Source organism: Neorhizobium sp. LjRoot104 (assembly GCF_964253725.1).
Lineage (GTDB): Bacteria > Pseudomonadota > Alphaproteobacteria > Rhizobiales > Rhizobiaceae > Neorhizobium.
In genome coordinates, this window is the sequence record NZ_CAXURS020000001.1 from 4,086,373 (window position 1) to 4,113,192 (window position 26,820).

General features: G+C 62.9%; 28 protein-coding genes. 19 read left to right on the top strand and 9 right to left on the bottom strand.

Going from position 1 to position 26,820, the window contains the following annotated elements:
• Positions 1–3 precede the first annotated feature (3 nt).
• From ACSQ8R_RS19980 to ACSQ8R_RS19995, 4 genes are all read right to left on the bottom strand, one after another.
• Positions 4–822, bottom strand: a complete 819-nt coding sequence (locus ACSQ8R_RS19980) for an ABC transporter permease (protein WP_436254964.1) — start codon at positions 820–822, stop codon at positions 4–6.
• A gap of 19 nt (positions 823–841) precedes the next feature.
• The gene (locus tag ACSQ8R_RS19985; protein ID WP_436254965.1) at positions 842–1,753 is read right to left on the bottom strand and encodes an ABC transporter permease; all 912 of its coding nucleotides are present in this window, start codon (positions 1,751–1,753) and stop codon (positions 842–844) included.
• Between the two features lie 161 nt (positions 1,754–1,914).
• A complete protein-coding gene (locus ACSQ8R_RS19990; RefSeq protein ID WP_436254966.1) occupies positions 1,915–3,204 on the bottom strand; it encodes an ABC transporter substrate-binding protein in 1,290 nt (429 codons plus the stop codon).
• Between the two features lie 36 nt (positions 3,205–3,240).
• Positions 3,241–4,332, bottom strand: coding sequence for an ABC transporter ATP-binding protein (locus tag ACSQ8R_RS19995; protein ID WP_436254967.1), 1,092 nt, complete (start codon positions 4,330–4,332; stop codon positions 3,241–3,243).
• Positions 4,333–4,572: 240 nt separating this feature from the next.
• Here ACSQ8R_RS19995 and ACSQ8R_RS20000 point away from each other — a divergent pair, with 240 nt between their 5' ends.
• Positions 4,573–5,301: a GntR family transcriptional regulator gene (locus ACSQ8R_RS20000; protein WP_436254968.1), complete on the top strand. Its 729-nt coding sequence runs from the start codon at positions 4,573–4,575 to the stop codon at positions 5,299–5,301.
• On the opposite strand, the gene ACSQ8R_RS20005 is transcribed toward ACSQ8R_RS20000, so the two are convergent.
• On the bottom strand, positions 5,298–5,855 hold the full coding sequence (locus ACSQ8R_RS20005) for a nucleoside 2-deoxyribosyltransferase (RefSeq protein WP_436254969.1): 558 nt from the start codon (positions 5,853–5,855) through the stop codon (positions 5,298–5,300). The genes ACSQ8R_RS20000 and ACSQ8R_RS20005 overlap by 4 nt on opposite strands.
• A gap of 225 nt (positions 5,856–6,080) precedes the next feature.
• On the opposite strand from ACSQ8R_RS20005, the gene ACSQ8R_RS20010 reads away from it, so the two are divergent.
• Genes ACSQ8R_RS20010 through ACSQ8R_RS20035 form a run of 6 tightly spaced genes read left to right on the top strand, consistent with a single transcriptional unit; the run spans position 6,081 to position 10,726 of the window.
• Positions 6,081–7,172: an ABC transporter substrate-binding protein gene (locus ACSQ8R_RS20010; protein ID WP_436254970.1), complete on the top strand. Its 1,092-nt coding sequence runs from the start codon at positions 6,081–6,083 to the stop codon at positions 7,170–7,172.
• Positions 7,173–7,175: 3 nt separating this feature from the next.
• Complete coding sequence (locus ACSQ8R_RS20015; RefSeq protein WP_436254971.1) at positions 7,176–8,240, top strand: FecCD family ABC transporter permease; 1,065 nt, start codon at positions 7,176–7,178, stop codon at positions 8,238–8,240.
• Positions 8,237–8,995: an ABC transporter ATP-binding protein gene (locus ACSQ8R_RS20020; RefSeq protein ID WP_436254972.1), complete on the top strand. Its 759-nt coding sequence runs from the start codon at positions 8,237–8,239 to the stop codon at positions 8,993–8,995. Before ACSQ8R_RS20015 ends, ACSQ8R_RS20020 begins: the two co-directional genes overlap by 4 nt.
• Complete coding sequence (locus ACSQ8R_RS20025; RefSeq protein WP_436254973.1) at positions 8,992–9,606, top strand: hypothetical protein; 615 nt, start codon at positions 8,992–8,994, stop codon at positions 9,604–9,606. The genes ACSQ8R_RS20020 and ACSQ8R_RS20025 overlap by 4 nt, the downstream gene beginning before the upstream one ends.
• Positions 9,606–10,226: a hypothetical protein gene (locus ACSQ8R_RS20030; RefSeq protein WP_436254974.1), complete on the top strand. Its 621-nt coding sequence runs from the start codon at positions 9,606–9,608 to the stop codon at positions 10,224–10,226. Before ACSQ8R_RS20025 ends, ACSQ8R_RS20030 begins: the two co-directional genes overlap by 1 nt.
• The gene (locus ACSQ8R_RS20035; RefSeq protein ID WP_436254975.1) at positions 10,223–10,726 is read left to right on the top strand and encodes a hypothetical protein; all 504 of its coding nucleotides are present in this window, start codon (positions 10,223–10,225) and stop codon (positions 10,724–10,726) included. The genes ACSQ8R_RS20030 and ACSQ8R_RS20035 overlap by 4 nt, the downstream gene beginning before the upstream one ends.
• Positions 10,727–10,730: 4 nt before the next feature.
• Here ACSQ8R_RS20035 and ACSQ8R_RS20040 read toward each other — a convergent pair whose 3' ends face one another.
• Together ACSQ8R_RS20040 and ACSQ8R_RS20045 are read right to left on the bottom strand one after the other, a co-directional pair.
• Entirely contained in the window at positions 10,731–11,834 is a 1,104-nt protein-coding gene (locus tag ACSQ8R_RS20040; protein ID WP_436254976.1) for an NADH:flavin oxidoreductase/NADH oxidase, read from the bottom strand.
• 119 nt (positions 11,835–11,953) lie between these two features.
• Complete coding sequence (locus ACSQ8R_RS20045; RefSeq protein WP_436254977.1) at positions 11,954–13,828, bottom strand: adenine deaminase; 1,875 nt, start codon at positions 13,826–13,828, stop codon at positions 11,954–11,956.
• Positions 13,829–14,097: 269 nt separating this feature from the next.
• On the opposite strand from ACSQ8R_RS20045, the gene ACSQ8R_RS20050 reads away from it, so the two are divergent.
• The 8 genes from ACSQ8R_RS20050 to ccoP all read left to right on the top strand — a co-directional run bounded on the left by ACSQ8R_RS20050 (position 14,098) and on the right by ccoP (position 21,458).
• Entirely contained in the window at positions 14,098–15,138 is a 1,041-nt protein-coding gene (locus ACSQ8R_RS20050) for an ABC transporter substrate-binding protein (RefSeq protein ID WP_436254978.1), read from the top strand.
• An 89-nt stretch (positions 15,139–15,227) separates the two neighbouring features.
• A complete protein-coding gene (locus ACSQ8R_RS20055; RefSeq protein WP_436254979.1) occupies positions 15,228–16,052 on the top strand; it encodes an ABC transporter permease in 825 nt (274 codons plus the stop codon).
• A complete protein-coding gene (locus ACSQ8R_RS20060) occupies positions 16,049–16,840 on the top strand; it encodes an ABC transporter permease (protein ID WP_436255530.1) in 792 nt (263 codons plus the stop codon). The genes ACSQ8R_RS20055 and ACSQ8R_RS20060 overlap by 4 nt, the downstream gene beginning before the upstream one ends.
• A gap of 6 nt (positions 16,841–16,846) precedes the next feature.
• Positions 16,847–17,905, top strand: coding sequence for an ABC transporter ATP-binding protein (locus ACSQ8R_RS20065; RefSeq protein ID WP_436254980.1), 1,059 nt, complete (start codon positions 16,847–16,849; stop codon positions 17,903–17,905).
• 137 nt (positions 17,906–18,042) lie between these two features.
• A complete protein-coding gene (gene ccoN, locus ACSQ8R_RS20070) occupies positions 18,043–19,668 on the top strand; it encodes a cytochrome-c oxidase, cbb3-type subunit I (protein ID WP_436254981.1) in 1,626 nt (541 codons plus the stop codon).
• A gap of 12 nt (positions 19,669–19,680) precedes the next feature.
• The gene (ccoO, locus tag ACSQ8R_RS20075) at positions 19,681–20,412 is read left to right on the top strand and encodes a cytochrome-c oxidase, cbb3-type subunit II (protein ID WP_436254982.1); all 732 of its coding nucleotides are present in this window, start codon (positions 19,681–19,683) and stop codon (positions 20,410–20,412) included.
• A 12-nt stretch (positions 20,413–20,424) separates the two neighbouring features.
• Complete coding sequence (locus ACSQ8R_RS20080) at positions 20,425–20,577, top strand: CcoQ/FixQ family Cbb3-type cytochrome c oxidase assembly chaperone (protein WP_007762698.1); 153 nt, start codon at positions 20,425–20,427, stop codon at positions 20,575–20,577.
• Between the two features lie 17 nt (positions 20,578–20,594).
• A complete protein-coding gene (gene ccoP, locus ACSQ8R_RS20085) occupies positions 20,595–21,458 on the top strand; it encodes a cytochrome-c oxidase, cbb3-type subunit III (RefSeq protein WP_436254983.1) in 864 nt (287 codons plus the stop codon).
• On the opposite strand, the gene ACSQ8R_RS20090 is transcribed toward ccoP, so the two are convergent.
• Positions 21,459–21,875: a type II toxin-antitoxin system VapC family toxin gene (locus tag ACSQ8R_RS20090; protein WP_436254984.1), complete on the bottom strand. Its 417-nt coding sequence runs from the start codon at positions 21,873–21,875 to the stop codon at positions 21,459–21,461.
• Positions 21,865–22,152: a hypothetical protein gene (locus tag ACSQ8R_RS20095; RefSeq protein WP_436254985.1), complete on the bottom strand. Its 288-nt coding sequence runs from the start codon at positions 22,150–22,152 to the stop codon at positions 21,865–21,867. Before ACSQ8R_RS20095 ends, ACSQ8R_RS20090 begins: the two co-directional genes overlap by 11 nt.
• A 141-nt stretch (positions 22,153–22,293) precedes the next feature.
• Between ACSQ8R_RS20095 and ccoG the strand changes: the two genes are divergently transcribed.
• From ccoG to ccoS, 4 genes are read left to right on the top strand one after another with little or no spacing between them, the layout of a single operon-like run.
• Entirely contained in the window at positions 22,294–23,874 is a 1,581-nt protein-coding gene (gene ccoG / locus ACSQ8R_RS20100; RefSeq protein ID WP_436254986.1) for a cytochrome c oxidase accessory protein CcoG, read from the top strand.
• Positions 23,875–23,885: 11 nt separating this feature from the next.
• Positions 23,886–24,380, top strand: a complete 495-nt coding sequence (locus ACSQ8R_RS20105) for a FixH family protein (protein WP_436255531.1) — start codon at positions 23,886–23,888, stop codon at positions 24,378–24,380.
• Entirely contained in the window at positions 24,377–26,668 is a 2,292-nt protein-coding gene (locus tag ACSQ8R_RS20110; protein WP_436254987.1) for a cation-translocating P-type ATPase, read from the top strand. Before ACSQ8R_RS20105 ends, ACSQ8R_RS20110 begins: the two co-directional genes overlap by 4 nt.
• Entirely contained in the window at positions 26,665–26,811 is a 147-nt protein-coding gene (ccoS, locus tag ACSQ8R_RS20115) for a cbb3-type cytochrome oxidase assembly protein CcoS (protein ID WP_436254988.1), read from the top strand. The genes ACSQ8R_RS20110 and ccoS overlap by 4 nt, the downstream gene beginning before the upstream one ends.
• Positions 26,812–26,820 lie beyond the last annotated feature (9 nt).

Sequence of the window (26,820 nt, forward strand, 5' to 3'; positions counted from 1 at the left end):
TGTTCACGACCGCAGGCGACGGCGATTGAGCTGGACGATCAGGCCAAGCGTGCCGGCGATGACGAGGAAGGAGAACACCGTCGTCACCGTGCCGAGCGCGTAGAGCACCGGCGTCGTGACATTGGTGGTCATGCCATAGATTTCGAGCGGCAGCGTGTTGAACGTGCCTGATGTCATCAACGTGCGGGCAAATTCGTCATAGGACAGCGTAAAGCCGAACAGGCCGACGCCGATGAGGCTCGGCGCGATCATCGGCAGCACGACATGGCGGAAGGTCTGCCAGGACGAAGCGCCGAGATCGCGCGCGGCTTCCTCGTAGGCCGGCGAAAAGCGGTTGAAGACGGCGAACATGATCAGGACGCCGAAGGGCAGCGTCCAGGTGAGGTGCGCGCCGAAGGCGGACGTATACCAGGACGGCTGGAACCCAAGCTGCTGGAATACGACGCCGATGCCGAGCGAGATGATGATCGAGGGCACGACGAGGCTGGCAACGGCGAGATAGAACAGCGCGGTGGAGCCGATGAAGCGGCGGCGGAAGGCAAGGCCCGCCAGCAGCGATACGACGACGGTGACGATCATCACCATGATGCCGAGCATGGCGGAGCGCCGGAACGAACCGCCGAAATCGCCGACCGCCTGGGTCTCGAACAGGTTGGCGAACCAGCGCAGCGAAACGCCGTTCAGCGGGAAGGTGAGGCCGCCGTTCGGCCCCTGGAAGGAGAGGATCAGGATCGCCGAAAGCGGGCCGTAAAGGAACAGCACGAAGACGACGAAAAAGATGGCGAGAAGATAGAATTCGCGGCCGCGCTTGTCGCTGTGCATCTCATAGCTCCCCTTTTTCCTAAAGTTCTTTGCGGATATCGACGATGCGCAGAATGCCCGCGACCATCAGGAGAACGAGGACGAGCAGAACGACTGCGTTGGCCGCGGCTGCCGGATATTGCAACAGCGACATCTGGTTCTTCATCATCAGAGCCACGGAAGCGCTCTGGCCGCCGGACATCACCTGAACGGTGGAGAAATCCGCCATGACAAGCGTCACGACGAAGATGGTGCCGATCGCCATGCCGGGCTTGGCCAGCGGAATGATGACGTTGGTAAGGATCTGTGTGCTCGTGGCACCGGCGTCGCGGGCGGCCTCGACCAGCGATTTGTCGATGCGCATCAGCGTGTTGAAGATCGGCGTCACCATGAACAGCGTATAGAGATGCACCATGGCAAGCACGACCGCGAAATCCGAATAGAGCAGCCACTCGATCGGCTCCGGGATGATGCCGGCATTGATCAGCGTCGTGTTGACGAGGCCGTTGCGCCCGAGAACCGGAATCCACGAGATCATGCGGATGATGTTCGATGTCAGGAACGGCACGGTGCAGACGAGGAATAGCACCATCTGCATGGCCGTGGTGCGGATGTGGAAGGCGAGGAAATAGGCGACCCAGAACCCGACGAACAGCGTGATCGCCCAGACCAGGAAGGCGAATTTGAGGGTGTTCAGATAGGTCTTCCAGGTCACCCACGAACCGAGCGTCTCGGCATAGTTCATCGACAGGAAATCCGGATACATCTGGGCGAAGTCGTAATCCCAGAAGCTGACGACCGATATCATCAGGATCGGTAAGAGCAGGAAGGCCCCGAGGATCAGCGCCAGCGGCGTCGCCTGGAGATAGGAGATCAGCGCTGGCGACAGGCGGAAGCTCTTGCGCTTCTGGCTCTCGGCCGTTTCCGACTCTGATGATGCAATCGTCGCCATGTCTTGATGTCTCCCTGGGTTTGCCCCTCATCCGCCCTGCCGGGCACCTTCTCCCCGTCGGGACGGGGAGAAGGGACTTGTGGCACTGTCGGCGCCCCATCCTCCTTCGCCTCGCTTGCGGGGAGAAGGTCCCGGCAGGGGGATGAGGGGCCTTTGCGCTGTTACGCTGCGATGAACTCGTTCCAGCGGCGGACCATGTAGCGGTCCTCGTCCATCACCGAATTCCAGCATGCGACGTGGCCCATGCGTTCCTCGAAGGAGCCGCCGTCGCGCACGGCGCCGGCCTTTTCCATGATCTTGCCGTCCGGAGCGACGATATCGCCCTTGGCCGGCTTGCCTTCGATCCAGAAACCCCATTCGTCTGCGGACATGTGGGCCTTGGCGGTTTCCATCGCGGCGGAATAGTAGCCCTGGCGGTTGAGATAGGCGCCGACCCAGCCGGACGTGTACCAGTTGATATATTCATAGGCAGCGTCGAGCTTGGCGCCGGAGAGGTGCGCGGCAAGGCCGAGACCGCCGCCCCAAGAACGGTAACCTTCCTTGAGCGGCTGGTATTTGCAGGCGATGCCCTTGGAGCGGACGGCCGCGACGGCCGGCGACCACATCGACTGGATGACGACTTCGCCCGAGGCCATCAGGTTGACGCTCTCGTCGAACGACTTCCAGAAGGCGCGGAACTGGCCGGCCTGCTTGGCCTTGATCAGGAAGTCGATCGTCTTGTCGATTTCCGCCTTGGTCATGTTGCCCTTGTCGGCATACTTGATGTTGCCCATGGCTTCCATGATCATCGCGGCATCCATGATGCCGATCGACGGGATGTTGAGGATCGAGGCCTTGCCCTTGAACTTCGGGTCCATGATGTCGGCCCAGGTCGAGATCTCGCGACCGACCAGGTCCGGGCGGATGCCGAGCGTGTCGGCGTTGTAGATGGTCGGAACCATCGTGAACCACTTGGTTTCTTCCTTGGCGAAGGTCTTGTCGCCGGGCTTTGCGACATAACCGACCGTGTGCGGCGCGGTGCCCTGCGCGATCACGCTGTCGGGCTTCAGCTTGCCGTTTTTGAACAGCGGAACGATCTTGTCGTAGTACTTCAGCTTGGTGGTATCCATCGGCTGGATGACGCCGGCCGGATAGACCTTCTTGAGGATCCAGTATTCGATATCGGCGATGTCGTAGGAGTTCGGCTGGGTGACGGCGCGCTGGGCGGCGGCGTCCGAGTCCGTCGCGGTCATTTCGAGCGTGATGCCGAGGTCGGCCTTGCACTTCTCGGCGATCGCATTGAGGTTCGAGACACCGGTGCCGAACTGGCGCAGCGTGATCGGGTTCTGGGCCCAGATGGTCGGGAAGCCGGTGATGGCGCCGGAACCGGCAGCAAGACCGGCTGCGGCGGACGCCGTCTTCAGAAGCGTGCGGCGCGAAATTCCCTTAGGTGTCTTCTTGGTCTCAGTCATTGCCTTGTTCTCCTCTGGTTGAGTTTTTTAGTGGCATCAGTTCTTGAGGCGGCCGAGGACGATGGCGTCCTCGCGGCCCCAGGAAAGGGGGATCGCTTCTCCGACCTTGACCGGATTGGCGAAAAATTCGGCGTCGGTCAGGATCGCGGTGAAATCCTCGATGCCCGCGCCGTTGACCGAGAGCTTCACCGAAGAGCCGCGATATTCCACGTTCGAGACGGAGCCGGTGAAGCCGAGGCCCTTTTCGGAAGGCTGGCCGATGCGCACATGGTCTGTGCGGATGGCGATGTCGGCCGTGTCGGTCAGCCCGGCGGCGCCGTCGTCGGTGGCAAGGAAATCTCCGCCTGCGGGCACCGACAACATCAGCTTGTCGCCGGAGCTCTGCATCACCCGGCCGGAGATGACGTTGTGGTCGCCCATGAACTTGGCGACGAAGGCCGTCGCCGGTTTTTCGAACACCACGCGAGGGTGGGCGGCCTGCTCGATGCGGCCGTCGTTCATGATGACGATGATATCGGCGAGCGCCATCGCCTCTTCCTGGCTGTGCGTCACGTGCACGAAGGTGATGCCGAGCGACGTCTGCAGCTTCTTGAGTTCGGCGCGCATGCGGATCTTCAGGAACGGGTCGAGCGCCGAAAGCGGTTCGTCGAGAAGCAACGCTTCCGGATCGGTGATCAGCGCGCGGGCAAGCGCCACGCGCTGCTGCTGGCCCCCGGAAAGCTGGGCCGGACGGCGGGTCGCATAGGCTTCGAGCTGCATCAGCCGCAGCATGTCCATCGCCTTGGCACGCCGCTCGTCCTTGTCGACCCCCTTCATCTTGAGACTGAAGGCGACGTTGTCGACGAGGTCGAGATGCGGGAAGAGGGCGTAGGACTGGAACATCATCGCCGTGCCGCGCTTGGCCGGCGGCAGGTCGGTGACGACGGTGTTGCCGAGGCGGACGTCGCCCGAGGAAATGCTCTCGTGCCCGGCGATCATCCTGAGCGTCGAGGTCTTTCCGCAGCCGGACGGACCGAGCAGGCAACAATAAGTGCCGGCTGGAATCTTCAGGCTGATCGCGTGAACGGCCGTGGTTGTCCCGTAGATTTTGGAGACTGAAGCGATGTCTATTTCGGCGGCTTTGCTCATCAGGCGCTCCCTTGCGTCTGATATTGCCATGCATCAGCCATGCCAACTCGATTAAGCCTTTAGAAAGACTTGGCTTTATATCGAAGCCTTGACGGGCACGTTTTGCCACTGCGTAAAAATCGTGCGATCGTTTTCGATCCTTTGGGTAAATCGTATGCAATCTTGCCATTGGATCAAAAACAAGTCGCTTGGCATCCTGTGGCCACTCGGGTTACAAAAGCCGGACATCGGACCATAGCAATGAATATCAGCGAAAAGATCAATCTTACCGATACCACGCCCGAGGATCGTTCCCCGGAGGATCGTTCCATGGCGATCCGGGAATCCTTGCGCAATGCGATCATCGATCGGCGTCTTGCGCCCGGCACCAAGCTATCCGAAAGCGAAGTCGGCTCCCTTTTCGACGTCAGCCGCACGGTCGCGCGCGCCGCACTGCAGATGCTCGCCTTCGAAGGCCTGGTGAAAACCGAGCGTAACCGCGGGGCCTTCGTCTCCAATCCGTCGCCGGAAGAAGCGCGCCAGATTTTTGCTTCCCGCCGGCTGATCGAGCCCGGCATCATCGCGTCAGCGGTCGAGCGCATCACGCCCGAGGACATCGCGGAGTTCCGCCGCCAGCTCGACGAGGAGCAGCGTTACATGAACGAGCGTGGGCCGGCTGCGCGGCGAGCCGAGATCAAGGCGTCCGGTGATTTCCACCTCATGCTGGCCTCGGTCGCCGGCAATGTCATCCTGCAGCGCTTCATGGACGAACTGGTCGCGCGTTCATCGCTGGTGATCGCGCTCTATGGCCGTTCCGGCGTATCGAGCTGCGGGCATTCGGAGCATTCCGCGGTTCTCGATGCCCTGGAAAATGGCGACGGCGAGCGCGCCGCCAAACTGATGATCCACCACATCGATCATATCGAAGCCGATCTCGATCTTCAGGTGAAGCAGGGCCTGGGTCTCAAGGACGCGCTGTCGCTGGTTTAACCCCGCAGATGCCGGAGTGCCTCGGTATAGGCGGCCAGGTCCCGTTCCGGATCGGCCGGCAGTGCCGCGGCGCGAATGACACGGCCGCCACCTTCCTCGATGCCGAGGTCGATCATCAGGTTGTCGGACTTGCCGTGGTTCTCGATCGACAGGCCGTCCGGGCCGCGAGGACGGCCGCTGCTCTCATCGATGTCGAGCCCGGCATACCAGATCGACCGCACCCGCGTGCCATAGTCGTCGGGATGGTTGGTATAGGCCCAGACCCGTTTGCCGAGCGCGATCATGAAGCCGATTTCGTAGACGGTGCCGGGATCGGCGCTGATGCCGCGAAACGGCGTGATATTGGCGAGGCAGACATCCGCGCGGCGCATCGCATCATCGTTGCGCTGGTAGATCGCCTCAGCCGTCAGCCGCCCGACAGGGGCCTGGTTCTCGTCGCTGCCGGGACCGGTCGGCTCGAAGCCGAAGCTGCGGGCGAGCCGCCGTTTCTCGCCCATCACGGTCTGGGCGTCCGGGAGAAAAACTTCGGGGCCGGCGAGATAGATGGTGGGCATGAAAATCCTTTGATGAATGGGTCAGACCGATGTTCCATAGCGTCCTGTCCGGCCCATTGCGAGCAGGAATGCGTCGGGCGACCGACTTGAGCCGCCGAAGGCCGTTCAGTTCATCACCGTCAATCAGAATTGGCGAATCGCATTTTAAAAGTGGAGATTTGTAGACAGGAATAATCGCGCGCATTAGGAATGCTCCCCGACGACGTTACCGGCAGGGGATAGATCATGGTTTCGCTCACTCGTTTCGCTTCGCGCGGCCTTCTGGCCGCCGCGCTTTCCGGCTTGCTGGCGCATGGTGCCGCGGCAGAGGAAATTGTCTTCAAGGATCAGGAAAACCGCGAGGTGAAACTCGCGAAAGCCGCCGAACGCATCGTTTCGATCGTCATCCCGATGGCCTCTACGGTGATCGCGCTGGACGGCGGCACCAAGAGGCTGGTCGGCATGAACCCGACCGCCAAGAGCGCCGTGCTCGAAGGCATCCTCAGCAAGATCTTTCCGGAAACCAAGGACATCCCGTCCGACGTGACCGCTCCGAATTTCGTGCCGAACATCGAGGCGCTGACGGCCACCAATCCCGATCTCGTCATCCAGTGGGGTGGCCGCGGCAACGATATCGTCGCGCCGATCACCAATGCCGGCCTCAACGCCATGCTGATCCTTTACGGCACCGAGCAGCTGACCCGCGACTACATGACGATGACCTCCAGGGCGATCGGCAAGCCGGAGCGCATCAAGGAACTGGTCGAGTGGCGCGATCGGGTTCAGAAGGACATCGAAGCCAAGGCGAAGGCGATCCCGGACAATAAAAAGCCGAGCACGCTATATATTGCCCGCGCGCTGACCGACATCTCCACCACCGGAACCAAGGGCAGCTACAATGCCTGGTATATGGAACTCGTCGGCGGCAGGAACGCCTCGGCCGAACTCAACGGCACGGTGTCGGTCAACAAGGAACAGATCGCGCAGTGGGACCCGGAAGTCATCTTCCTCAACGCCTTCGAAGCCAAGCTCGACGTGAACTGGGTCTATAACGACCCGATCCTGTCGCTGACCAAGGCGGCCAAAAACAAGCGGGTCTACAAGATGCCGCTCGGTGGTTACCGCTGGGATCCGCCGAACCAGGAGTCGCCGCTCGCCTGGATGTGGACCGCCAACCTCACCCAGCCGGACGTCTTCAAATACGATCTGCGCGCAGAAATGAAGGCGGCTTACAAGACGCTCTACAACTACGACATCACCGATGCGGATATCGACGGCATCCTGTGGATGAAGGAACAGGGCGGCTCGGCCAACTACAGCCAGTTCAAGGCGAAGTAGGTCATGGCGGCATTGGCTGAAAACGACGCGGCGCCAATGCCCCGCCGGACACACCTGGCACGGCAGACACTGGTTTTTGCCGGGCTGCTGGCGCTGCTCGCGGTCGCCTTCGTGGTCAGCCTCTGCGTCGGCCGCTTCTCCGTACCGGCCACCCGGGCGCTCGAGCTGATCTGGCTCGGCGTCACCGATCCGTGGCGCGAACTGACGACGATCGACGAACGCATCGTCCTGCTTGTACGGGCACCGCGCGTCGTGCTGGCAGCGCTCGCCGGCGCCGGGCTCGCCCTGTCAGGCGCGGCGCTGCAGGGCGTCTTCCGCAACCCGCTCGTCTCGCCGGATATCCTCGGCATCTCGCAGGGAGCGGCCTTCGGCGGCGCGCTCGGCATCATGCTCGGCGTCTGGGGTTTCCCCTTGATCTCCATGGTGTTCATCTCCGGCATGGCGGCGGTCATCCTCGTCGGCCTGATCTCGCGCATCAACGGCCGCAGCGAAACGATCACCGTGATCCTGTCCGGCCTCGTGGTCAGCTCGATGTTCTCCGCGGTCGTCTCGCTGCTGCAATTCGTCGCCGACCCCAATACCTCGCTTCCGGCCATCGTCTACTGGCTGATGGGTTCCTTCGCGACCGCGACCTGGGAACGCACCCTGATCGCGGCGCCCGGCCTGATCATCGGCGGCGTGCTCCTCTGGATGCTGCGCTTCCGCCTCAACATCCTGTCGCTGGATGAGGCCGAAGCCCGGAGCCTCGGCGCCAGGACCAACCGCGAACGCTGGATGGTCTTCGGACTGATCGCCGTCATCGTCGGCAGCCAGGTGGCCGTTTCCGGCATTATCGGCTGGATCGGCATCGTCATTCCGCACGCTTCCCGCCTGCTGGTCGGCCACGACCACCGCGCGCTGCTGCCGGCCTCCGTCGTGCTCGGCGCCGGCTTCATGGTGATCATCGATACGCTCGCCCGCACCGCGACCGCCGCCGAAATCCCGCTCGGCGTCATTACCGCCCTGGTCGGCGCGCCGATTTTCGCGCTGCTGCTGCGCAATCACTACCGCGAAAGGAACGGCTCATGATCGGCCTCGAAAATGCCACCGTCCGCTTCGGGTCACGCACCATCATCGAGAGCTTGAGCTTCTCGGTTCCCGTCGGCCGCACGCTCGCCATCCTCGGCCCGAACGGCCGCGGCAAGACGACGACGCTGAAGGCCATGCTCGGTTTCCAGCAACTCGACGCAGGCCGCAGGGTCGCGCCCGGCATCGTCGGCTACGTGCCGCAGACCGGCACCAGCAACCAGCGTTACCGCGCGCTTGACGTCACGGTCATGGGCCGCGCCGCCCATCTCGGGATCTTCGGCCAGCCGGGGCCGGAGGATTTCAGGATAGCCCATTCGGCGCTGGAACGGGCCGGCGCCGCCCGCTTCGCCGATCATTATTTCGATCGCCTCTCCGGCGGCGAGCGCCAGTTGGTGCTTCTCGCCCGCGCGATCGCCACGGGCTCGGAAGTGCTGGTTCTCGACGAACCGGCTGCGGCGCTCGACCTGCACAACCAGGAACGGCTATTGACGCTGCTCAACACGCTGCGCCAGCCGCGCGACAAGGCAATCGTCTTCACCACCCACGATCCGAACCACGCGCTTTCGTCCGCCGACGATGCGCTGCTGATGATGCCGGATGGCCAGCCGCTGTTCGGTCCGGTCGCCGAGACGATCACGCCGGAACATCTGGAAAACCTCTATGGCGTGCCGATGCGCGTCGTCGAGCTCGCCGGTCCCTCCGGCGGAACCCATCGGGCGGTTCTGCCCGCCTTTGCAGGAATTCGCGCCGCATGACCATCCTGATGATCCAGTCGCATTACCAGGAGCCCTACTCGATGACCGCGCCGCTGTTTGGCGACGCCATCGCCTCCGGTCTCATGAGAATCGTGCGGGAGATGGAACTGACCGGCAACGATTTCGCGGCGGCCACGGGGCTGGTCACCACCACCCATCTCGATCAGGTCGGTTTCCAGCGTTTCGCGGCCGATGTCACCGCTTTCCTCGATCACGGCGGCCGCTGGATCTATCACGGCCATATCCTGCGTCCCATCCTGCCGGAACTCGGCATCTACCGGCCGATCGAGAACCCGAAGCGGGTGGACTTCGTGCAGACCCGGCTCTGCGAACATCCGATCTTCACCGGCATCGACCAGAAGATGCTGGAAACGAACCAGGGGGTCGCCGGCTTTTACGGCCGCGGCCACAATCCGCCGCCGGCGGGCGCCGTCGTCATCAACGCCCTCGGCCCGGCAAAAGTCCCGGTCGATTGGGTCTGGATCAGGCCGCGGGGTGGCGAATTCCTCTCCCACGCCGGCAACGAATTCTGGGGCTGCGGCGACGATCCCGACATCAAGAAGCAATTGGCCAGCCGCGCCGTCGCCTGGCTCGCCGGGGAATTGAACTGATGAGCATTCTCGCAATCCATCCCGGCGCCTATTACCATATCGAAACGCTCGAAGCGCCGCGCTACGCCCATCACTTCGATGCGCTCGTGCGGCCGGAAGACCTTCCGTCGGTGGATCTCGCCGAACACGCCGTCGTTTTCATTCCCTGCCGCACGCCAGCCGATCGCCTCGCGCCGCATGCCGCGCAGCTTCGCGCCTATCTCGACCAGGGCGGCACGATCGTCGCCACCGGCGAGACGAACTGGGACGTCTTCCTGCCGAGCATCACGTTTATGCCGCAGCCGACGAACTGGTGGTGGTGGCTGACGCCCGGGGCCGACCTCGGCGTCCGCATCGCGTCGCCCGGCCATTCGCTCTTCGATTGGCTTGGCCAGGAAGACCTCACCTGGCACCTGCACGGCTGGTTCGATCCGCCCGATGGTGTTGACGTGCTGGCCGTCAACGGCGAGGGAAAACCCATTCTCTATGTGGACGAGGTGACGACGCCCGGCCGCATGATCATCACCAGCCTCGATCCGTGTTTTCATCACGGATCCCATTTCATGCCGGCGACGACGCGTTTCCTGGATGGTTTTCTGCCCTGGATGCGCCAAGAGCTGGACGGAGCAAGGACAAAATGACAGACAAAATCGACGTTCTCGAAGACGGCAAGCCGCTCTCCTACACCTATGCGGACATGATGCATTTCCACGGCTTCGGTTTTCCGGGCGGTGTCGCCCACGCCTTCAAGGTGATGCAGCGGGCCATGCCGCTTCTGAGCCCCGACGGCCCGCCGGAGCGCCGGGAGATTGTCATCCGCACCGCGTTCCGCGGTCCGGGCGGCCGCGACGCCTTCGAAATGGTGACGCGCGGCCTGACGGAAGGCCGCTATACGATAGACCACGGGCTCGAAAAGCCTGAGCGCGGCAACATTCTCGAACGCTACGTCTTCGAGCTCAGCTATCGCGGCAAGACGGTGACGCTGCAGCTTAAGGAAGGTCACGTGCGGGAAGAATTCATTATCGTCAGCCGCAAGCCGGACCGGACGCCGGCCGAAGAAGAACGCCTGGTTTGGCTCAAGCAGGAAATGGCCGACCGGCTGCTCGCGGCGCCGGCCGAGGCCGTTTACGAAGAGGCCTGAGGCCTCAGGAGGTAAACAGGTTCCTGAACTGCGAAGGCTGGCAGCGCAGATATTGCGGTGCCGGCTTCACCTGGGCGCCGAGTTCCGCTGCCGCATGCCAGGGCCAGCGCGGGTCGTAGAGTATCGCGCGGGCAATCGCCACGATATCCGCGTCGCCCGTCGAGACTATCGCCTCCGCCTGGGTCGGTTCGGTGATCAGGCCGACCGCCACCACCGGCATCTTCACGGCAGCCTTGACGGCGCGCGCCAGCGGCACCTGATAGTTCGGGCCGAGCGGAATCTTCTGTTCGATATGCAGCCCGCCGCTCGAGACGTGGATGGCGTCGCAGCCTTTTTCGTCCAGCATCTGCGCAAAGGCGATGGTCTGGTCGATGTCGAGACCGCCCTCGACCCAGTCGGTCGCCGAAACGCGCACCGTAACCGCCTTGTCTGACGGAAAGGCCTGGCGTACCGCGTCGAAGACTTCCAGCGGAAAGCGCATGCGGTTTTCCAGCGACCCGCCATATTCATCGGTGCGCTGGTTGGAGAGCGGCGACATGAACTGGTGCAGCAGGTAGCCGTGCGCCGCATGGATCTGGATCGCATCGAGCCCGATCCTTGCTGCCCGCACCGCGGATGCCGCAAAGGCGTCACGAACCTTTTTCAGACCTTGCCTGTCGAGCGCGACGGGGGCCACGTATTTCGGATTGAACGGGATCGTCGAGGCCGACTCGGTCTGCCAGCCGTTCGGATGATCCGGGGCGATCTGGGTGCCGCCGAACCAGGGCTTGTCGGTCGAAGCCTTTCGGCCGGCATGGGCGAGCTGCACCGAGATCGGCATGTCCGACCACTTGCGGATGCTATCGATGGTGCGGGCCATCGCCTTCTCGGTCGCGTCGTCGTAAAGCCCGACATCCGCATAGGTGATCCGGCCTTCCGGGGTCACCCCGGTCGCCTCAATCGTCAGAAGTGCGGCGCCGGAAAGCGCGAGCTGGCCGAGATGAATGAGGTGCCAGTCGGTCATGCAGCCGTCCTCGGCCGAATATTGGCACATGGGCGCGATGACGATGCGGTTGGAGAGATCCAGATTGCGGACACGGAGCGGAGTGAAGAGAGCGGGCTGGGCCATGACGGGTTCCTTTGCGCGATCGTCGGCGCCGAGGTGGGAGGATGGACTTGCGCCGGAAATCGATCCCGGCGTTGTGGCAAATCAACCGGATCTCTTCAAGTCACGCTGAAGAGAGCGGCCTACCAGACGACCGGATGCGTCTCGCCGGTCAGCACGTTGACGAACCCGTCCGGCGCCCGCTCCGACGGCGCCACCAGCACCCAGCGCCAGGGCGAGCAAGTGAGCGTCGCAAACGACAGCCGTTCCGGGAAACCCGGCCACCAGCGCGGCGAAAACGTCGGCTCGTACATCCAGTCGATGGTTTCGCCGGCCTTGTAGAGCGCTTGCATCTCCGCATCGAGTTCTTCCGCCGAGCGCGCCGTCATCAGCCCGCCGACCTCGTAATGGACGCGGGCGATCACCTTGCCGCCGGACACCAGAACCCAGCCGCCCTGCTGTTCGGCGAGCGCATTGGCGACCATCGCCATCGCTTCGTCCGAGGAGCCGACCACCCAGATATTGTGCTTGTCATGACCGAGCGTCGAGCCGAGTGCGGTGTCCGGCGTGCGCGGCCCGGTGCCGAGCCAAAACATTTTTGAGACCTTGGCTTCGCCCGAGAACCGATCGACGATCGAGAATTTCGTGACGTTGCGGTCGTGGTCGCGCTGCACTGCGCCGTCCTCGACCGGCAGTTCCATGGTGATGAATTCGTCCGACCAGTGGAAGGGCCGCAGCAGCGCGGCATTCGCGGCGGCCCGATCCGCCGGAGCCTCGATTCGGAAATCGGCCGCGGTCACCTGCCGGTCGATTTTTACCGTCTTCGTCGCCCATTCCGGCCAGTCGATTTTCGGTAGTGCGCCGGTGAATGTCTTGCCTTGCGCGACAGACGCGCCATCCGCCCAGACCTTGGCGATCGACAGCTTTTCGACGTCGTCCAGCAGGACGATATCCGCAAACCGGCCCGGTGCGATCGAACCCACCCACGGCGTCAGCCGCATATGGCGCGCGGGGTTGAGCGTCACGCACTGGATGGCGATTTCCGGCGCAAGCCCGTTCTCGATCGCGAGGCGCACGTTGTAATCGGTCGCGCCCATTTTCAGCGTGTCGGAAGCGCTGCGGTCGTCGGTGACGAAGGCCACCTGAGACCAGTCGGCAAGGTTCTTCCCGATGAGCCCCTGGATGACCTCCGGCAGCGAATGCGGCCTGAGCTCGATGAACAACCCGTGCTGCAGCTTCTGCCAGATTTCCTCCAGGAACCAGCCTTCGTGATCGGAAGCAAGGCCGGCGGCGGCAAAGGCGTTGATCGAGGCCAGGTCGCGCAAGCCCGCGCCATGTCCTTCGACCACGCCGCGGCTCTCGAAGGTGGCGCCGATCATGCCCCACAGCCGGTCATAGGAGGGATTGGACGGGTCGGAGATCGACGGCCAGTCCATCACCTCGTCGAGACCGGCGACCATCAGGCTTTCGCCCATGAACTGCTTCTGCTCATCGTGACCGAAATAGCCGCCGCCCCATTCATAGGCGGTCGGCGGCACGGCGGAACCCGGCAGCGGAAAGATCTTCATTGGCGAACCGCGGCGGCGCGCTTCCAGCCAGAATTCCAGGTTGCGCGCGCCGTTGACGTTCGAGAATTCGTGGCTCGCCTCGCAGGTCCAGGTGACCCCGTGCGGCATGACCAGCGCCGCTTCCCATTCCGGCGTCAGGTGCGAGCTTTCGATATGTTTATGAGCCTCGCCGAAACCGGGGACGGCGAAGAGATCCGGCTCGTGGCAACGCTCCGCCACCTCGCCCATAAAACTGCCGGCCGGGCCGACATAGGCGATACGGCGGCCCTTGATGACGATCTCCTGGTCCTCGAGCCATGTCCTGCTGTGGACGTCGAGCATTCTGCCAACCCTCAGCAGCCGATCGGCCGGTCGCTTGCCGAGCGCCGTCAGCACCAGGTCCTGGCGAATGCGGACCTCGTCCGTCGCGTTGATCAGCAGGTCGTCGAGGAGGGAGGGGAAAATCGTCATCGGGAGAATGCCTGTCGGGTTCTGGTCGCGGGACCCTAAAGACGATGCCCGGGCGTGTAAACCGTCGCAAACCGTGCATTCGACGCGGGCCCGGACCTGAAATCAACCTGGAGTAGGATATGTTTCAAGCCTAAAGAAATCTGGCTCTTTGACTGTCTATGCCTAATAATTGGGCTTGCGGCCGGGCCGTTCAAAAAATAGTATCGCCCCTAATTCCCGGGGGTGCCCCAGGGGAGCATCAACGCCGCTTTCGCAAAAGGACCCGCCTCATGAAGGCCACTCGTTTCACCCAATTGGCAACCCTTGCTCTCCTGGCGACGCTCGGCGGCACAGCGACGGCAAGCGCCCAGTCCAAGACGCTCACCATTTCCTGGTGGGGCTATAACGGCGAGAAGATGACCGCCAACATCATCGACCCGTTCAAGAAGATCTGCGGCTGCGACATCGTCTTCGAGACAGGCAACAATGCCGACCGCCTCAACAAGCTCAAGCTGCGCGACGGCAAGGGCGTCGACGTCATCTACCTGACCGACAGCTTCTCGCAGCTCGGCATCGAGCAGGGCCTGTTCCAGCCGGTCGATCCGGCGAAGATCCCGAACCTTTCCGAAATCTACGAACTCGGCCGTGCGCCGCAGGGCAAATACGGCCCGGCCTACACGATCGGTCGCATTGGCCTCGTTTACGACTCGGCCAAGGTGAATCCTCCGGTCACTTCCTGGGACGACCTGTGGCGTCCGGACCTGAAGAGCTCGGTCTCGCTGCCGGGCATCACCACCACGGCTGGCCCGATGGTCGTTGTGCAGGCCGGCAAACATGCCGGCGTCGATCCCTATACCAATACCGCCAAGGCTTTCGAAGCCGTCGAAGCCCTGAAGCCGAACGTCGTGAAGAACTACAATACCGGTTCGGAACTGGTGAACCTGATCTCGACCGGCGAAGTGCGCGTCGCGATCGGCCAGGACTTCACGCTCGCCTCGATGCAGGCTGCGGTGAAGACGATGACCTGGGCGAAGCTCAAGGACGGCGATATCGCCACGCTGAACACGGTCAACATTCCGAAGGGTTCGACAAACGTCGAACTCGCCCACCAGTTCATCAACTTCATCCTGTCCAAGGACGTGCAGCAGAAGGAAGCCGAGCAGGGCGTCGATGCGCCGATCTCCACCAAGGTCGTGCTCACCCCGGACCAGGCGAAGATCTGGACCTACGGCGCCGACCAGGTTGCGAGCCTCAGCCGTGTCGACTATGCCAAGATGAACGCCGCCAAGACCGACTGGATCGACCGCTGGAACGAAGTTTTCGGCAAGTAATCCCGCGCGTTGCCAGTTGGCGACATGGTTGAAGTGAGAACGGAGCGCCGCTATCAACGCGGCGCTCCTGCCTTTGAAAGAGACTGTCGATGAACAAGCTTGCCAGATGGGGTTTGACGATGCCGGCGACGATCGCCGTTGTCCTGCTTCTGGTCATCCCCGTCGTGCTGACGATCGCCACCACATTCGGCGAGGCGGGCGGTCCGTTTTCCACCTATACGGCTTTCTTCAGGAGCGGCTTCCGCATGGCGGTTCTCTACCGCACCCTGCAGATCGCCCTGATCACCACGGCGATCGCCCTCGTGGTCGGCTTCATCACGGCCTACGTCATCGCCCAGATGCCGGGACGCCTGAAAAGCATCATGATCGTCGCTGCGGTCTTTCCGCTGCTGACGGGCGTCGTCGTCCGATCCTTCGCCTGGCTGATCATCCTCGGCAAGAATGGCATCATCAACAGTTTCCTGATGTGGACCGGCCTGATCGGCGAGCCCCTGTCGATGCTTTACACGCAAGGCTCCGTCATCGTCGCGATGGTCTATCTGTTCGTGCCGCTGATGATCCTGACGCTGGTCGGCGTGCTGGAGGGAATCCCGCGTGACCTCATCGAGGCGGCCGCATCGCTCGGCGCCCGGCCGGTCCCGACCTTCCTTCAGGTCATCCTGCCGCTCGCGGCCCCCGGCCTCATCGTCGGCGCGGTGCTGGTCTTTACCGGCAGCTTCACCTCCTACGCGACGCCCCAGCTTCTCGGCGGCGAAAAGCAGATGATGATGGGCACGTTCCTCTACCAGCGCGCCATGGTGACCTTCGATTGGGTCGGAGCCTCGACGATCGCCGCGATCATGGTGGTCATAACCATCGGCGTCGTGCTCATCATGAGCCGCATGGCACGCCGTCTCAACCCGATGGCGGTCTGATGGCGACGCGCATTCACCCCCTGCTTGGCGCTTTCGCCATCCTCGTCTTTTTCTTCCTGCTCGCGCCGCTGGTGATCATCGTCGGCGCGGCCCTCAGCGACACGACATTCCTCACCTTCCCGCCGCAGGGGCTGACGCTGCGCTGGTTCGTCAACATCTTCCAGATGGAAGCTTTCCGTCGCACCGCGATCACCAGCCTGCAGGTGGCGCTTCTCGGCACCGGTCTGTCGCTGCTGATCGGCATTCCGGCTGCCTATGCGCTGAACCGCTACCGTGTCGAGCTGCCCCGCTGGCTCTCGACGTTGTTCGTGCTGCCGATCCTGGTGCCGGAAATCGTCTTCGGCTTCGCGCTCCTGAAGTCGATTACGATAGGCCTCGGCCTGCCGGTCTTCATCAGCCTCGTTGTCGGTCATGCGCTTTTGATCCTGCCCTATTCGGTGCGCGTCGTCGGCGCCAGCCTTGCCTCCTTCGATTTCTCGATCGAGGAAGCGGCACGGAGCCTCGGCTGCCCGCCGCTGAAAACCTTCATGACCGTGGTGCTGCCGAATATCCGCGCCGGCGTCATCGCCGCCTTCATCCTGGCCTTCATCACCTCCATCAACGACGTTTCGGTGTCGGTCTTCCTGACCGGCCCCGGCATCTCGACGCTGCCGATCCAGATTCTGGCGCATATGGAGCAGTTTTTCGACCCGACGATCGCGTCCGTTTCCGTGCTCCTGATGCTGGTGACCGTCGGCGTCATGGCGATCGTCGAAGCGACGCTCGGCCTTACATTTTTGACCAAGTAGGTTCCCTTGACCGTATCCCTCACCATCGAAAACCTCTCCGCCCATTACGGGACCACCCAGGTTCTCAAGGACCTGTCGATTTCCGTCGCCGCCGGCGAACTCGTGTCGCTGCTCGGTTCCAGCGGCTGCGGCAAGACGACGACGCTGCGCCTCGTGGCAGGCTTCCTGCAGCCGACCGGCGGCCGGATCCGGCTCGGCGACCGCGACCTGACGACGCTGCCCGCCCATGCCCGCGATATCGGCCTCGTTTTCCAGAACTATGCGCTCTTCCCGCATCTGTCGGTGCTGGACAACGTGGCCTTCGGCCTCAAGCAGCGTGGCCTTGCCAAGCCGGATCGGGCGAAACGGGCAATGGCGATGCTGGAACGCGTCGGGCTTGCGCCGCTTGCCGACCGCCTGCCGGCAGCACTTTCCGGCGGCCAGAAGCAGCGCGTCGCGCTCGCCCGGGCTCTCGTCATCGAGCCGCCGCTCCTGATGTTCGACGAGCCGCTCTCCAATCTCGATGCAAAGCTCAGGATCGACATGCGCGTCGAGATCCGCCAGCTCCAGCGCGCCAACGGCACCACCTCGCTCTACGTCACCCACGATCAGGAGGAGGCGTTTTCGATCTCCGACCGCGTCGCGATCATGAATGCCGGCCGCATCCTGCAGCTCGATACGCCGGAAGTGCTCTACCAGAAGCCGGCCAGCGCCTTCGTCGCCCGCTTCGTGGGTTTCGAGAACCTGATCCGCATGAAGGTCGTCGAACGCCAGGCGGCAATCGTCACGTCTGAAGCCGCCGGTGGCACGCGGCTTCATCTTTCCCAGGACCTGTTCGGCCCGATCAAGGACGATTTCATTCTGGCCTGCCGCGCCGACGGGCTTGCCGTCCGCCGCGACGGCGAGGGCATCCCGGCGACGCTTGGGATGCGCACCTATCTCGGCCGCGCCTATCAGTACAAATGCGAAACGGCCGCGGGCGAAATCACTGCCAACGGTCCGCTTTCCGACCCGTTGGATGCCGGCGCCCAGGCGGTCCTTACCCCGCTGCCGGAACAGTGCTGCATCCTCGATCCGGAAGACTGAGCCGGGAATAGCACCAGCAAGAGCCGTTTGGACGGGGGCGTTGACGCAGGTCAAACCCCCGAAGCGGTGCGTATGTCAGCACATCATGGTCACAATCCTTCAACCGGCAGCGTATTTGCGCTGTGAGGCCAAAGACCATGAATTACGTCTCAGAAACAATTTGGCTGGCGATCGGCACCTTCCTGGCGTTGCTCGCAGCCGCCTATGCCCACGATAGCCTGTTTGCGGCCCACATGTGGGTCCTGTTCTTCGTGCTGTTGCTCAGCACGGTCGTTTTGCTGCGCAAGGCTTCCTTCGCGCCGCAGAGGTTCGCGGTGCGCCCGCCGGCAAAATCCGAATATTTCGACGAGGTGGTCAAATATGGCACCATCGCCACGGTCTTCTGGGGCGTCGTCGGTTTCCTGGTCGGCGTCGTCATCGCGCTCCAGCTTGCCTTCCCGGACCTGAACATCGAACCCTGGTTCAATTTCGGCCGCCTGCGGCCGCTGCACACTTCCGGGGTCGTCTTCGCCTTCGGGGGCAATGCGCTGATTGCCACGTCCTTCTATGTGGTCCAGCGCACCTGTCGGGCGCGCCTTTTCGGCGGCAACCTCGCCTGGTACGTGTTCTGGGGCTACCAGCTCTTCATCGTCATGGCGGCGACCGGCTATCTGCTGGGCATCACGCAGGGCCGAGAATATGCCGAGCCGGAATGGTATGTGGACCTCTTCCTGACGGTCGTCTGGGTCGCCTATCTCGCCGTCTTCCTCGGCACGATCCTGATGCGCAAGGAACCGCATATCTACGTCGCGAACTGGTTTTATCTCGCCTTCATCGTGACGATCGCCATGCTGCATGTGGTGAACAACCTGGCGGTCCCGGTCTCCTTCCTCGGCGTGAAGAGCTATTCGGCCTTTTCGGGCGTCCAGGATGCGTTGACCCAGTGGTGGTACGGGCACAACGCGGTCGGTTTCTTCCTGACTGCGGGCTTCCTCGGGATGATGTATTATTTCGTGCCGAAGCAGGTCAATCGCCCCGTCTATTCCTACCGGCTGTCGATCATCCACTTCTGGGCGTTGATCTTCCTCTATATCTGGGCCGGCCCGCATCACCTGCACTATACCGCGCTGCCCGACTGGGCGCAGACGCTCGGCATGGTCTTCTCGATCATGCTGTGGATGCCCTCCTGGGGCGGCATGATCAACGGCCTGATGACGCTCTCGGGCGCCTGGGACAAGATCCGCACCGATCCGATCGTCCGGATGATGATCATCGCCATCGCCTTTTATGGCATGTCGACCTTCGAAGGCCCGATGATGTCGATCAAGGCCGTCAATTCGCTCAGCCACTATACGGACTGGACGATCGGCCACGTACATTCCGGCGCGCTCGGCTGGGTCGGCATGATCAGCTTCGGTGCCGTCTACTACATGACGCCCAAGCTCTGGAACCGCGACCGCCTCTACAGTCTCGACCTGGTCAACTGGCACTTCTGGCTCGCCACCCTCGGCATCGTCGTCTACGCCGCCGTGATGTGGGTCGCCGGCGTCCAGCAGGGCCTGATGTGGCGCGAATACGATAACCAGGGTTTCCTGGTCTATTCCTTCGCGGAAACCGTGGCGGCCATGTTCCCCTACTACCTGCTGCGTGCGGTGGGCGGCGTCATGTACCTCGCCGGTGGGCTCATCATGGCCTTCAACGTCACCATGACCATCCTCGGTTACCAACGGCAGGAGCGGGTTCGGGGCGGTTCTTCCCCCGCCGCTCTCCAGCCGGCTGAATAAGGAGGGACGTCCATGTCCATTCTCGACAAACATCACTACATCGAACGCAACGCGACCCTGCTCTTGGTCGGCTCGCTGCTCGTCGTCTCGATCGGCGGAATCGTGGAAATCGCACCGCTCTTCTATCTCGAAAACACCATCGAGAAGGTGGAAGGCATGCGGCCCTATTCGCCGCTCGAGCTTGCCGGGCGCGAAATCTACATCCGCGAAGGCTGCTATGTCTGCCACAGCCAGATGATCCGCCCCTTCCGCGACGAGGTGGAACGCTACGGTCACTACAGCCTGGCGGCCGAATCCATGTACGACCATCCGTTCCAGTGGGGATCGAAGCGCACAGGCCCGGATCTCGCCCGCGTCGGTGACCGCTATTCCAACGAATGGCACGTCCAGCACCTGATCGAACCGCGCGACGTCGTGCCGGAATCGGTGATGCCGAGCTACGCCTTCCTCAAGGAGACGCCGCTCAAGATCACCGACGTTTCCATGACGCTGAAGGCGAACCGCGCCGTCGGCGTCCCCTATTCGGACGAGATGATCGCGAGCGCCAAGGCGGATCTTTCAGTCCAGGCCAATCCGAACGCGGACACGTCCGGCCTGCTGGCGAGGTATCCCAAGGCCAAGGTCGGCGATTTCGACGGCAATGCCGAGAGCCTCACGGAGATGGATGCGCTGGTCGCCTATCTGCAGATGCTCGGCACGCTGGTCGATTTCTCGACCTATGACGATGCCGCCGGTTACCGCTGAGGAGGAAAAGCCATGGAATTCTACACGGCCATGCGCCATTTCGCCGATAGCTGGGGTCTGCTCGCCATGACCCTGTTCTTCCTCGGCGTTCTCGTCTTCACCTTGCGCCCCGGCGCGAAAGCCTCTGCAGACGAGGCCGCCCGGATCCCTCTGAAGGAGGATTGAACATGCCAGGAAAACACATGGCGGAAAAACACATCGACGATCTGAGCGGCGTTGAGACCACCGGCCACGAGTGGGACGGCATCCGCGAACTCAACAATCCTTTGCCGCGCTGGTGGCTCTGGACGTTCTACGCCTGCATCCTGTGGGCGATCGGTTATGCGATCGCCTATCCGTCCATCCCGCTGCTGACCGACGCGACGAAAGGCCTGCTCGGATATTCGAGCCGTGCCGAGCTTACGGCAGATCTCGATGGTGCCAGGGTCGTCCAAGGCGGCATCCTGGAGAAAATCTCCGGTTCGTCGCTGGAGGAGATCGTCGCCGACCCCCAGCTCAGCCAGTTCGCAACCGCGGGCGGCGCCGCGGCCTTCCGTGTCAACTGCACCCCGTGCCACGGCACGGGTGCGACCGGCGGACGGGGATATCCCAACCTCAACGACGACGACTGGCTCTGGGGCGGCGATATCAACGCCCTCTACCAGACGATCGCTCATGGCATCCGCGATCCCGCCGACGGGGAGACCCGCATCTCCGAAATGCCGGCCTTTACCGATATGCTGAAGCCGGATGAGGTGCGCCAGGTTGCCGCCTATGTGGTGAGCCTCACCGGAACCCCGCGCGACCCGTCGATGATAGAAGCCGGAAAACAGCTCTTCGCCGACAACTGCGTCTCGTGTCATGGCGAGAAGGCCGAGGGCAACCGCGACCTTGGCGGGCCGAGCCTTGCCGACGCGATCTGGCTGAAGGCTCGCGGCGAGGCGGAGATCGTCAAGCAGATCCAGGCTCCGAAACACGGTGTCATGCCGGCCTGGCAGGGGCGTCTCGGCGACGTAGCCGTCAAGCAGCTCGCCGTCTACATTCACTCGCTGGGCGGCGGGGAATAATCACGTCCCGTCTGAAAGATACCGCAGTTCGATACCGGCCGGGGCGCGAATGCCCCGGTCGTTGGTCAGGAAGACCTCGCATTGCAAAGCTTCGGCACTCGCGACGTGGATGGCATCGATGAGCTTCATGTTGAGTTCGGAGCCGAGGACGGCGGCACGTTTGATGAGAGCGAGGCTGACGGGCTCGAGGGATATAAAGTCGGCGTTGCTCAAAATGGCGACAAAAACAGCCGAGACATCCGGGGCATCGCGAGGTACCCCGCGTAGGCATTCACCAAACGTGATCTCGCTGGAAAATAACCTCCATTCACTTCCGATGAAGGCCATCACGGCGTCTTCAGCCAGGGATTTGAACGCGGGTGAGCCATCGACGTAGTAGATTAGGACATTGCTGTCGACATAGACCTTACCGGTCATATTGACGATCTTCGCGGAATTCGCGGATTTGGCGATCGATCTCTTCCGCGGATCGGCCAGGACGTCCCAACGCATCGATCCGCGCAGACATTTCACGAAGGAAAGCTAGCCGTCTCTCTATCTCCGCCCGATCCGGTGCATCGACGACGGCTGGGGGAAGATCCTTCAACTTATCGACGACGACCTCCGAACGTGAACGATTGATACGAGCGGCGGCGGCATCAATCCGCGACAGCATCTCATCATCTACTTCGATTTCCAGCTTATGCAGGCCCATGGTCTTCTCCCGGTTGCGGTGAAGAATAGTGCATTTTGCACGTCCCCGCCAGAATGTCGCAGCCTGCCGCTCCGACCCGTTGACTTTGGTCAAGGGGCGCCGCGCGGTGCGATGCCAGAATAAGAGCCAAAGGATTGGCTCATGAATCTTTATACCGCCCCGCATCTGGAACAGAACGGTTCGTCCGTCGAACGGATCGATGTCCGGCCCGTGCATTCGCCGGGAAAGCCGCTTTACGAGAAGCGCAGGAAGATCTTTCCGAAAAGGGCCGAAGGGCGTTTCCGGCGCTTCAAATGGCTGTTGATGCTGATCACCCTCGGCATCTATTACCTGACCCCGTGGATCCGTTGGGATCGCGGTCCCTTCGCGCCCGACCAGGCGGTGCTCGTCGATCTTGCAAGCCGCCGTTTCTATTTCTTCTTCATTGAGATCTGGCCGCAGGAATTCTTCTACGTCGCCGGGCTTCTGGTCATGGCCGGTTTCGGCCTTTTCCTGGTGACCTCGGCGGTCGGTCGCGCCTGGTGCGGTTATGCCTGTCCGCAGACGGTCTGGGTCGATCTCTTCCTCGTCGTCGAACGCTTCTTCGAGGGCGACCGCAACGCCCGCATCAAGCTAGACGGTGCGCACTGGAGCTTCGACAAGCTCTGGAAGCGGGTCGCCAAACACGCCACATGGCTGGCCATCGCGGTCGCCACGGGCGGCGCCTGGATCTTTTATTTTGCCGATGCGCCCTCGCTCGCCTTCGATTTCGTCACCGGCCAGGCGGCCCTGGTCGCCTATTCGACCGTGGCCGTCCTGACGGCGACGACCTATCTGCTCGGCGGGCTCATGCGCGAACAGGTCTGCATCTACATGTGCCCCTGGCCGCGCATCCAGGCGGCCATGCTCGACGAGAGTTCGCTGGTCGTCACCTATAACGACTGGCGCGGCGAACCGCGCAGCCGCCATGCCAAGAAGGCGGCGGTGGCCGGACAGCCTGTCGGCGATTGCGTCGATTGCAATGCCTGCGTGGCGGTCTGTCCGATGGGCATCGACATCCGCGAAGGCCAGCAGTTGGCCTGCATCACCTGCGCGCTCTGCATCGACGCCTGTGACGGCGTGATGGACAAGATCGGCAAGCCGCGCGGCCTGATTGCCTATGCGACGCTCGACGAATATGAGGCGAACATGGCGCTCGCGACCAGCGGCGGCATGACGGCGGTCGAACCGGCGCGGGTGCGCAATCCGGACGGTTCCTTCATCGACAAGGTCCGCCATTTCGACTGGAGGGTGATCTTCAGGCCCCGCACGCTGATCTATTTCGGCGTCTGGTCGGCCGTCGGCCTTGGCCTCGTCCTCGCGCTCCTGTCGCGCGATCGGCTGGAGGTCAATGTTCTCCATGATCGCAACCCCCAATTCGTGTTGGAATCGGACGGCTCCATCCGCAACGGCTACACGATCCGGCTGCTCAACATGATCCCGGAGCCACGCACGATCATGGTCTCGATGGAAGGCCTGCCCGAAGCGACGATGAAGATCTCCGGCGTCACGGATGTTCCGGGCCGTCTCTTCGCGGTGCAGGTGGAGCCTGACAAGGCGCTCGCCCTGAAGGTCTTCGTGACCCTGCCCAAGGATGCCGTTTCCTCCGAGGCCGTCGATTTCCATTTCATCGCCGAAGACCGGTCGAGCCATGAAAGGGACAGTTATTCAGCGGTCTTCAACACGCCGGGAGCCAGAAAGTGAGCACGACGAAAATGAATACGATCCCAGCAAAATCCTTCGTCTTCACCGGCTGGCATATGCTCGGCGTGCTGGTGCTCTTTTTCGGCACCATCATCTCGGTCAATTTCTACATGGCCTACAACGCGGTCACCAGTTGGAGCGGACTGGTGGCGGAAAACACCTATGTCGCCAGCCAGCAGTTCAACGGCAAGGCTGCCGAGGCGCGAACCCTGACCGCCACGGGCGTCACCGGCCGCATTACCGTCAACGGGTCCGATGTCCGCTACGAGGTCTTTCATCCCAAGGAGGGGCCGGTGACGGCCGATACGTTGACGCTCAAGTTCAAGCGGCCGGTTGGCGAACATCAGGATTTCGAACTCGACCTCGTTCCCGTCGGCAAGGGGGTCTTCACGGCCACCCACGAAATCCTGCCCGGTCACTGGATCGTCGATGCGAGCGCCATCCGGAACGGCAAGCGCATCCTGCATCAGGCCGAACGGATCGCTGTCCTGAGGAGGGCGGAATGAGCTGCTGCGCGCCCGGAACGGAAGGTTATCTGGATCGCCCGCTTCCGTCGTCGGAGGAATTGACGCTGTCGAGCCGGGTGGTTTCACCCGGCCTGCGCCAGACCGATCTCAGCGTTCCGCAGGTCCATTGCGGCACCTGCATCGCGACGATCGAAAAGGCGCTGAACGCGCTACCGTCCGTCGAGCGGGCGCGGGTCAATCTCTCCACCAAGCGCGTTTCGATCGTCTGGCGGGAAAAGACCGGAGACGACGCCACCGATCCGGTCGAGCTGGTCAGGGCGATCGTCGATGCCACCGGTTACGACGCACATCTTTTTTCGAATGCCGAGGAAGTCGGCGAAAAGCTGCAGCGCGACCTGATCCGCGCCGTCGCCCTCTGCGGCTTTGCGGCAGCCAACATCATGCTGCTCTCGGTCTCGGTCTGGTCGGGCGCCGATGCCTCGACGCGTGACATGTTCCATTGGATATCGGCGCTGATCGCCGCGCCGGCGCTGATCTATGGCGGCCGTTTCTTCTATCAGTCGGCCTGGAATGCGCTGCGCCGCCGTCGCACCAACATGGACGTGCCGATCGCGCTCGCGATTACGCTTTCCTACGCGGTGTCGCTCTGGGAAACCATGCATCACGGCGAACACGCCTGGTTCGATGCGACCGTCTCGCTGTTGTTCTTCCTGCTGATCGGCCGCACGCTGGACCACATCATGCGCGACCGGGCGCGCGCCGCGATCAGCGGTCTTGCGCGCCTGTCGCCCCGCGGCGCCACGGTTATCGGCGCGGACGGCTCGCGCGAATACCGCCCGGTGGACGAAATCCGGCCCGGAGACCGGGTGGCGATCGTCGCCGGTGAGCGAGTGCCAGTGGATGGCTTCGTGGAAAGCGGCGCAAGCGATATCGACGTGTCGATCGTCAACGGCGAAAGCGCGCCGAGGCCGGTCCGTGTCGGCGATATGATTCAGGCAGGCACGCTCAGCCTCACCGGTTCGCTGGTGCTGAAGGCGACGGCTGCCGCCAAGGATTCCTTCCTGTCCGAAGTCATTTCGCTGATGGAAGCGGCAGAAGGCGGCCGGGCGCGGTATCGCCGGATCGCCGATCGCGCGGCGCAATATTATTCTCCGGCCGTCCACTTCCTGGCGCTCGCCGCCTTCCTCTCCTGGGGTTTCATCGGCGGCGACTGGAAACATGCGATGCTGGTAGCCATTGCCGTGCTGATCATCACCTGCCCCTGCGCGCTCGGCCTGGCCGTGCCCGTTGTGCAGGTGGTCGCGGCCGGCCGGCTGTTCAGGAACGGCATCATGGTCAAGGACGGCTCTGCCATGGAGCGGCTTGCCGAAATCGACACGGTGCTTTTCGACAAGACCGGCACGCTGACCCTCGGGCGGCCCCGGCTGCTGGATGCGGAGCGGTTCGACAGGAGGCAGCTCGCCTTGGCCGCGGGGTTTGCCGTCCATTCGCGCCACCCTCTCTCGCAGGCGCTCGCGCTGGCGGTATCCGGCCCGGTTGCGGTCTTCGAAACGGTCACTGAAATCCCGGGCCGGGGGCTCGAAGCGGTAACGCCGGCAGGCGTCTATCGTCTCGGCAACCGGCGTTTCGCCCTGACTGTGCCGGACGACGGAAGCCCGGGCAATACCGTGACGGAAACGGTTCTCTCGCTCGACGCGGAGGAGATCGCCACCTTCCGCTTCGACGATTCGCTCCGCCCCGGCGCCTTGGCCGCTACGGCGTCGCTTGCGGCCGGTGGTTTCGAGACGGGCATCCTGTCGGGTGACCGTCGCCGGGTGGTTGCCGATCTCGCCATCCGCCTCGGCCTCGAACACTGGCAGGCCGAGCTTTCGCCGAAACAGAAGGCGGAGTTCTGCACATCGCTGGCGGCGAGCGGCCGCAAGGTGCTGATGGTCGGCGACGGCATCAACGACGCACCGGCGCTCGCTGCCGCCCATGTCTCGATCGCGCCTGCGACGGCGGCGGATGTCGGCCGCCAGGCTGCCGATTTCGTCTTCATGCGCGACAGCCTCGAAGCCGTGCCGCTGGCGATCGAAATATCGCGGCGCGCGGGCCGGTTGATCCGCGAAAATTTCGCGCTCGCCATAGGTTACAATATCATCGCCGTGCCGATCGCGCTGGCCGGTTATGCGACGCCGCTGATTGCCGCCGTCGCCATGTCCACGTCCTCGATCATCGTCGTTGCCAATGCCCTCCGGCTCAGCGGATCGGGGAGCGCCGTCGAGGCGGGGGTGGCGGAGGGCCACGGTGAAGCAAAAACTCCTGCCGATGAGGCCCGCGTCGCATGAACATGCTGATCTATCTCATTCCAATTGCGCTTTTCCTCGGTGGCCTCGGCCTCTTCGCCTTTCTCTGGTCGCTGAAGAGCGGCCAATACGACGACCTCGAAGGCGCCTCCTGGCGCGTCCTGCAGGACGACTCGCCGGAATGAGCGGTTAAT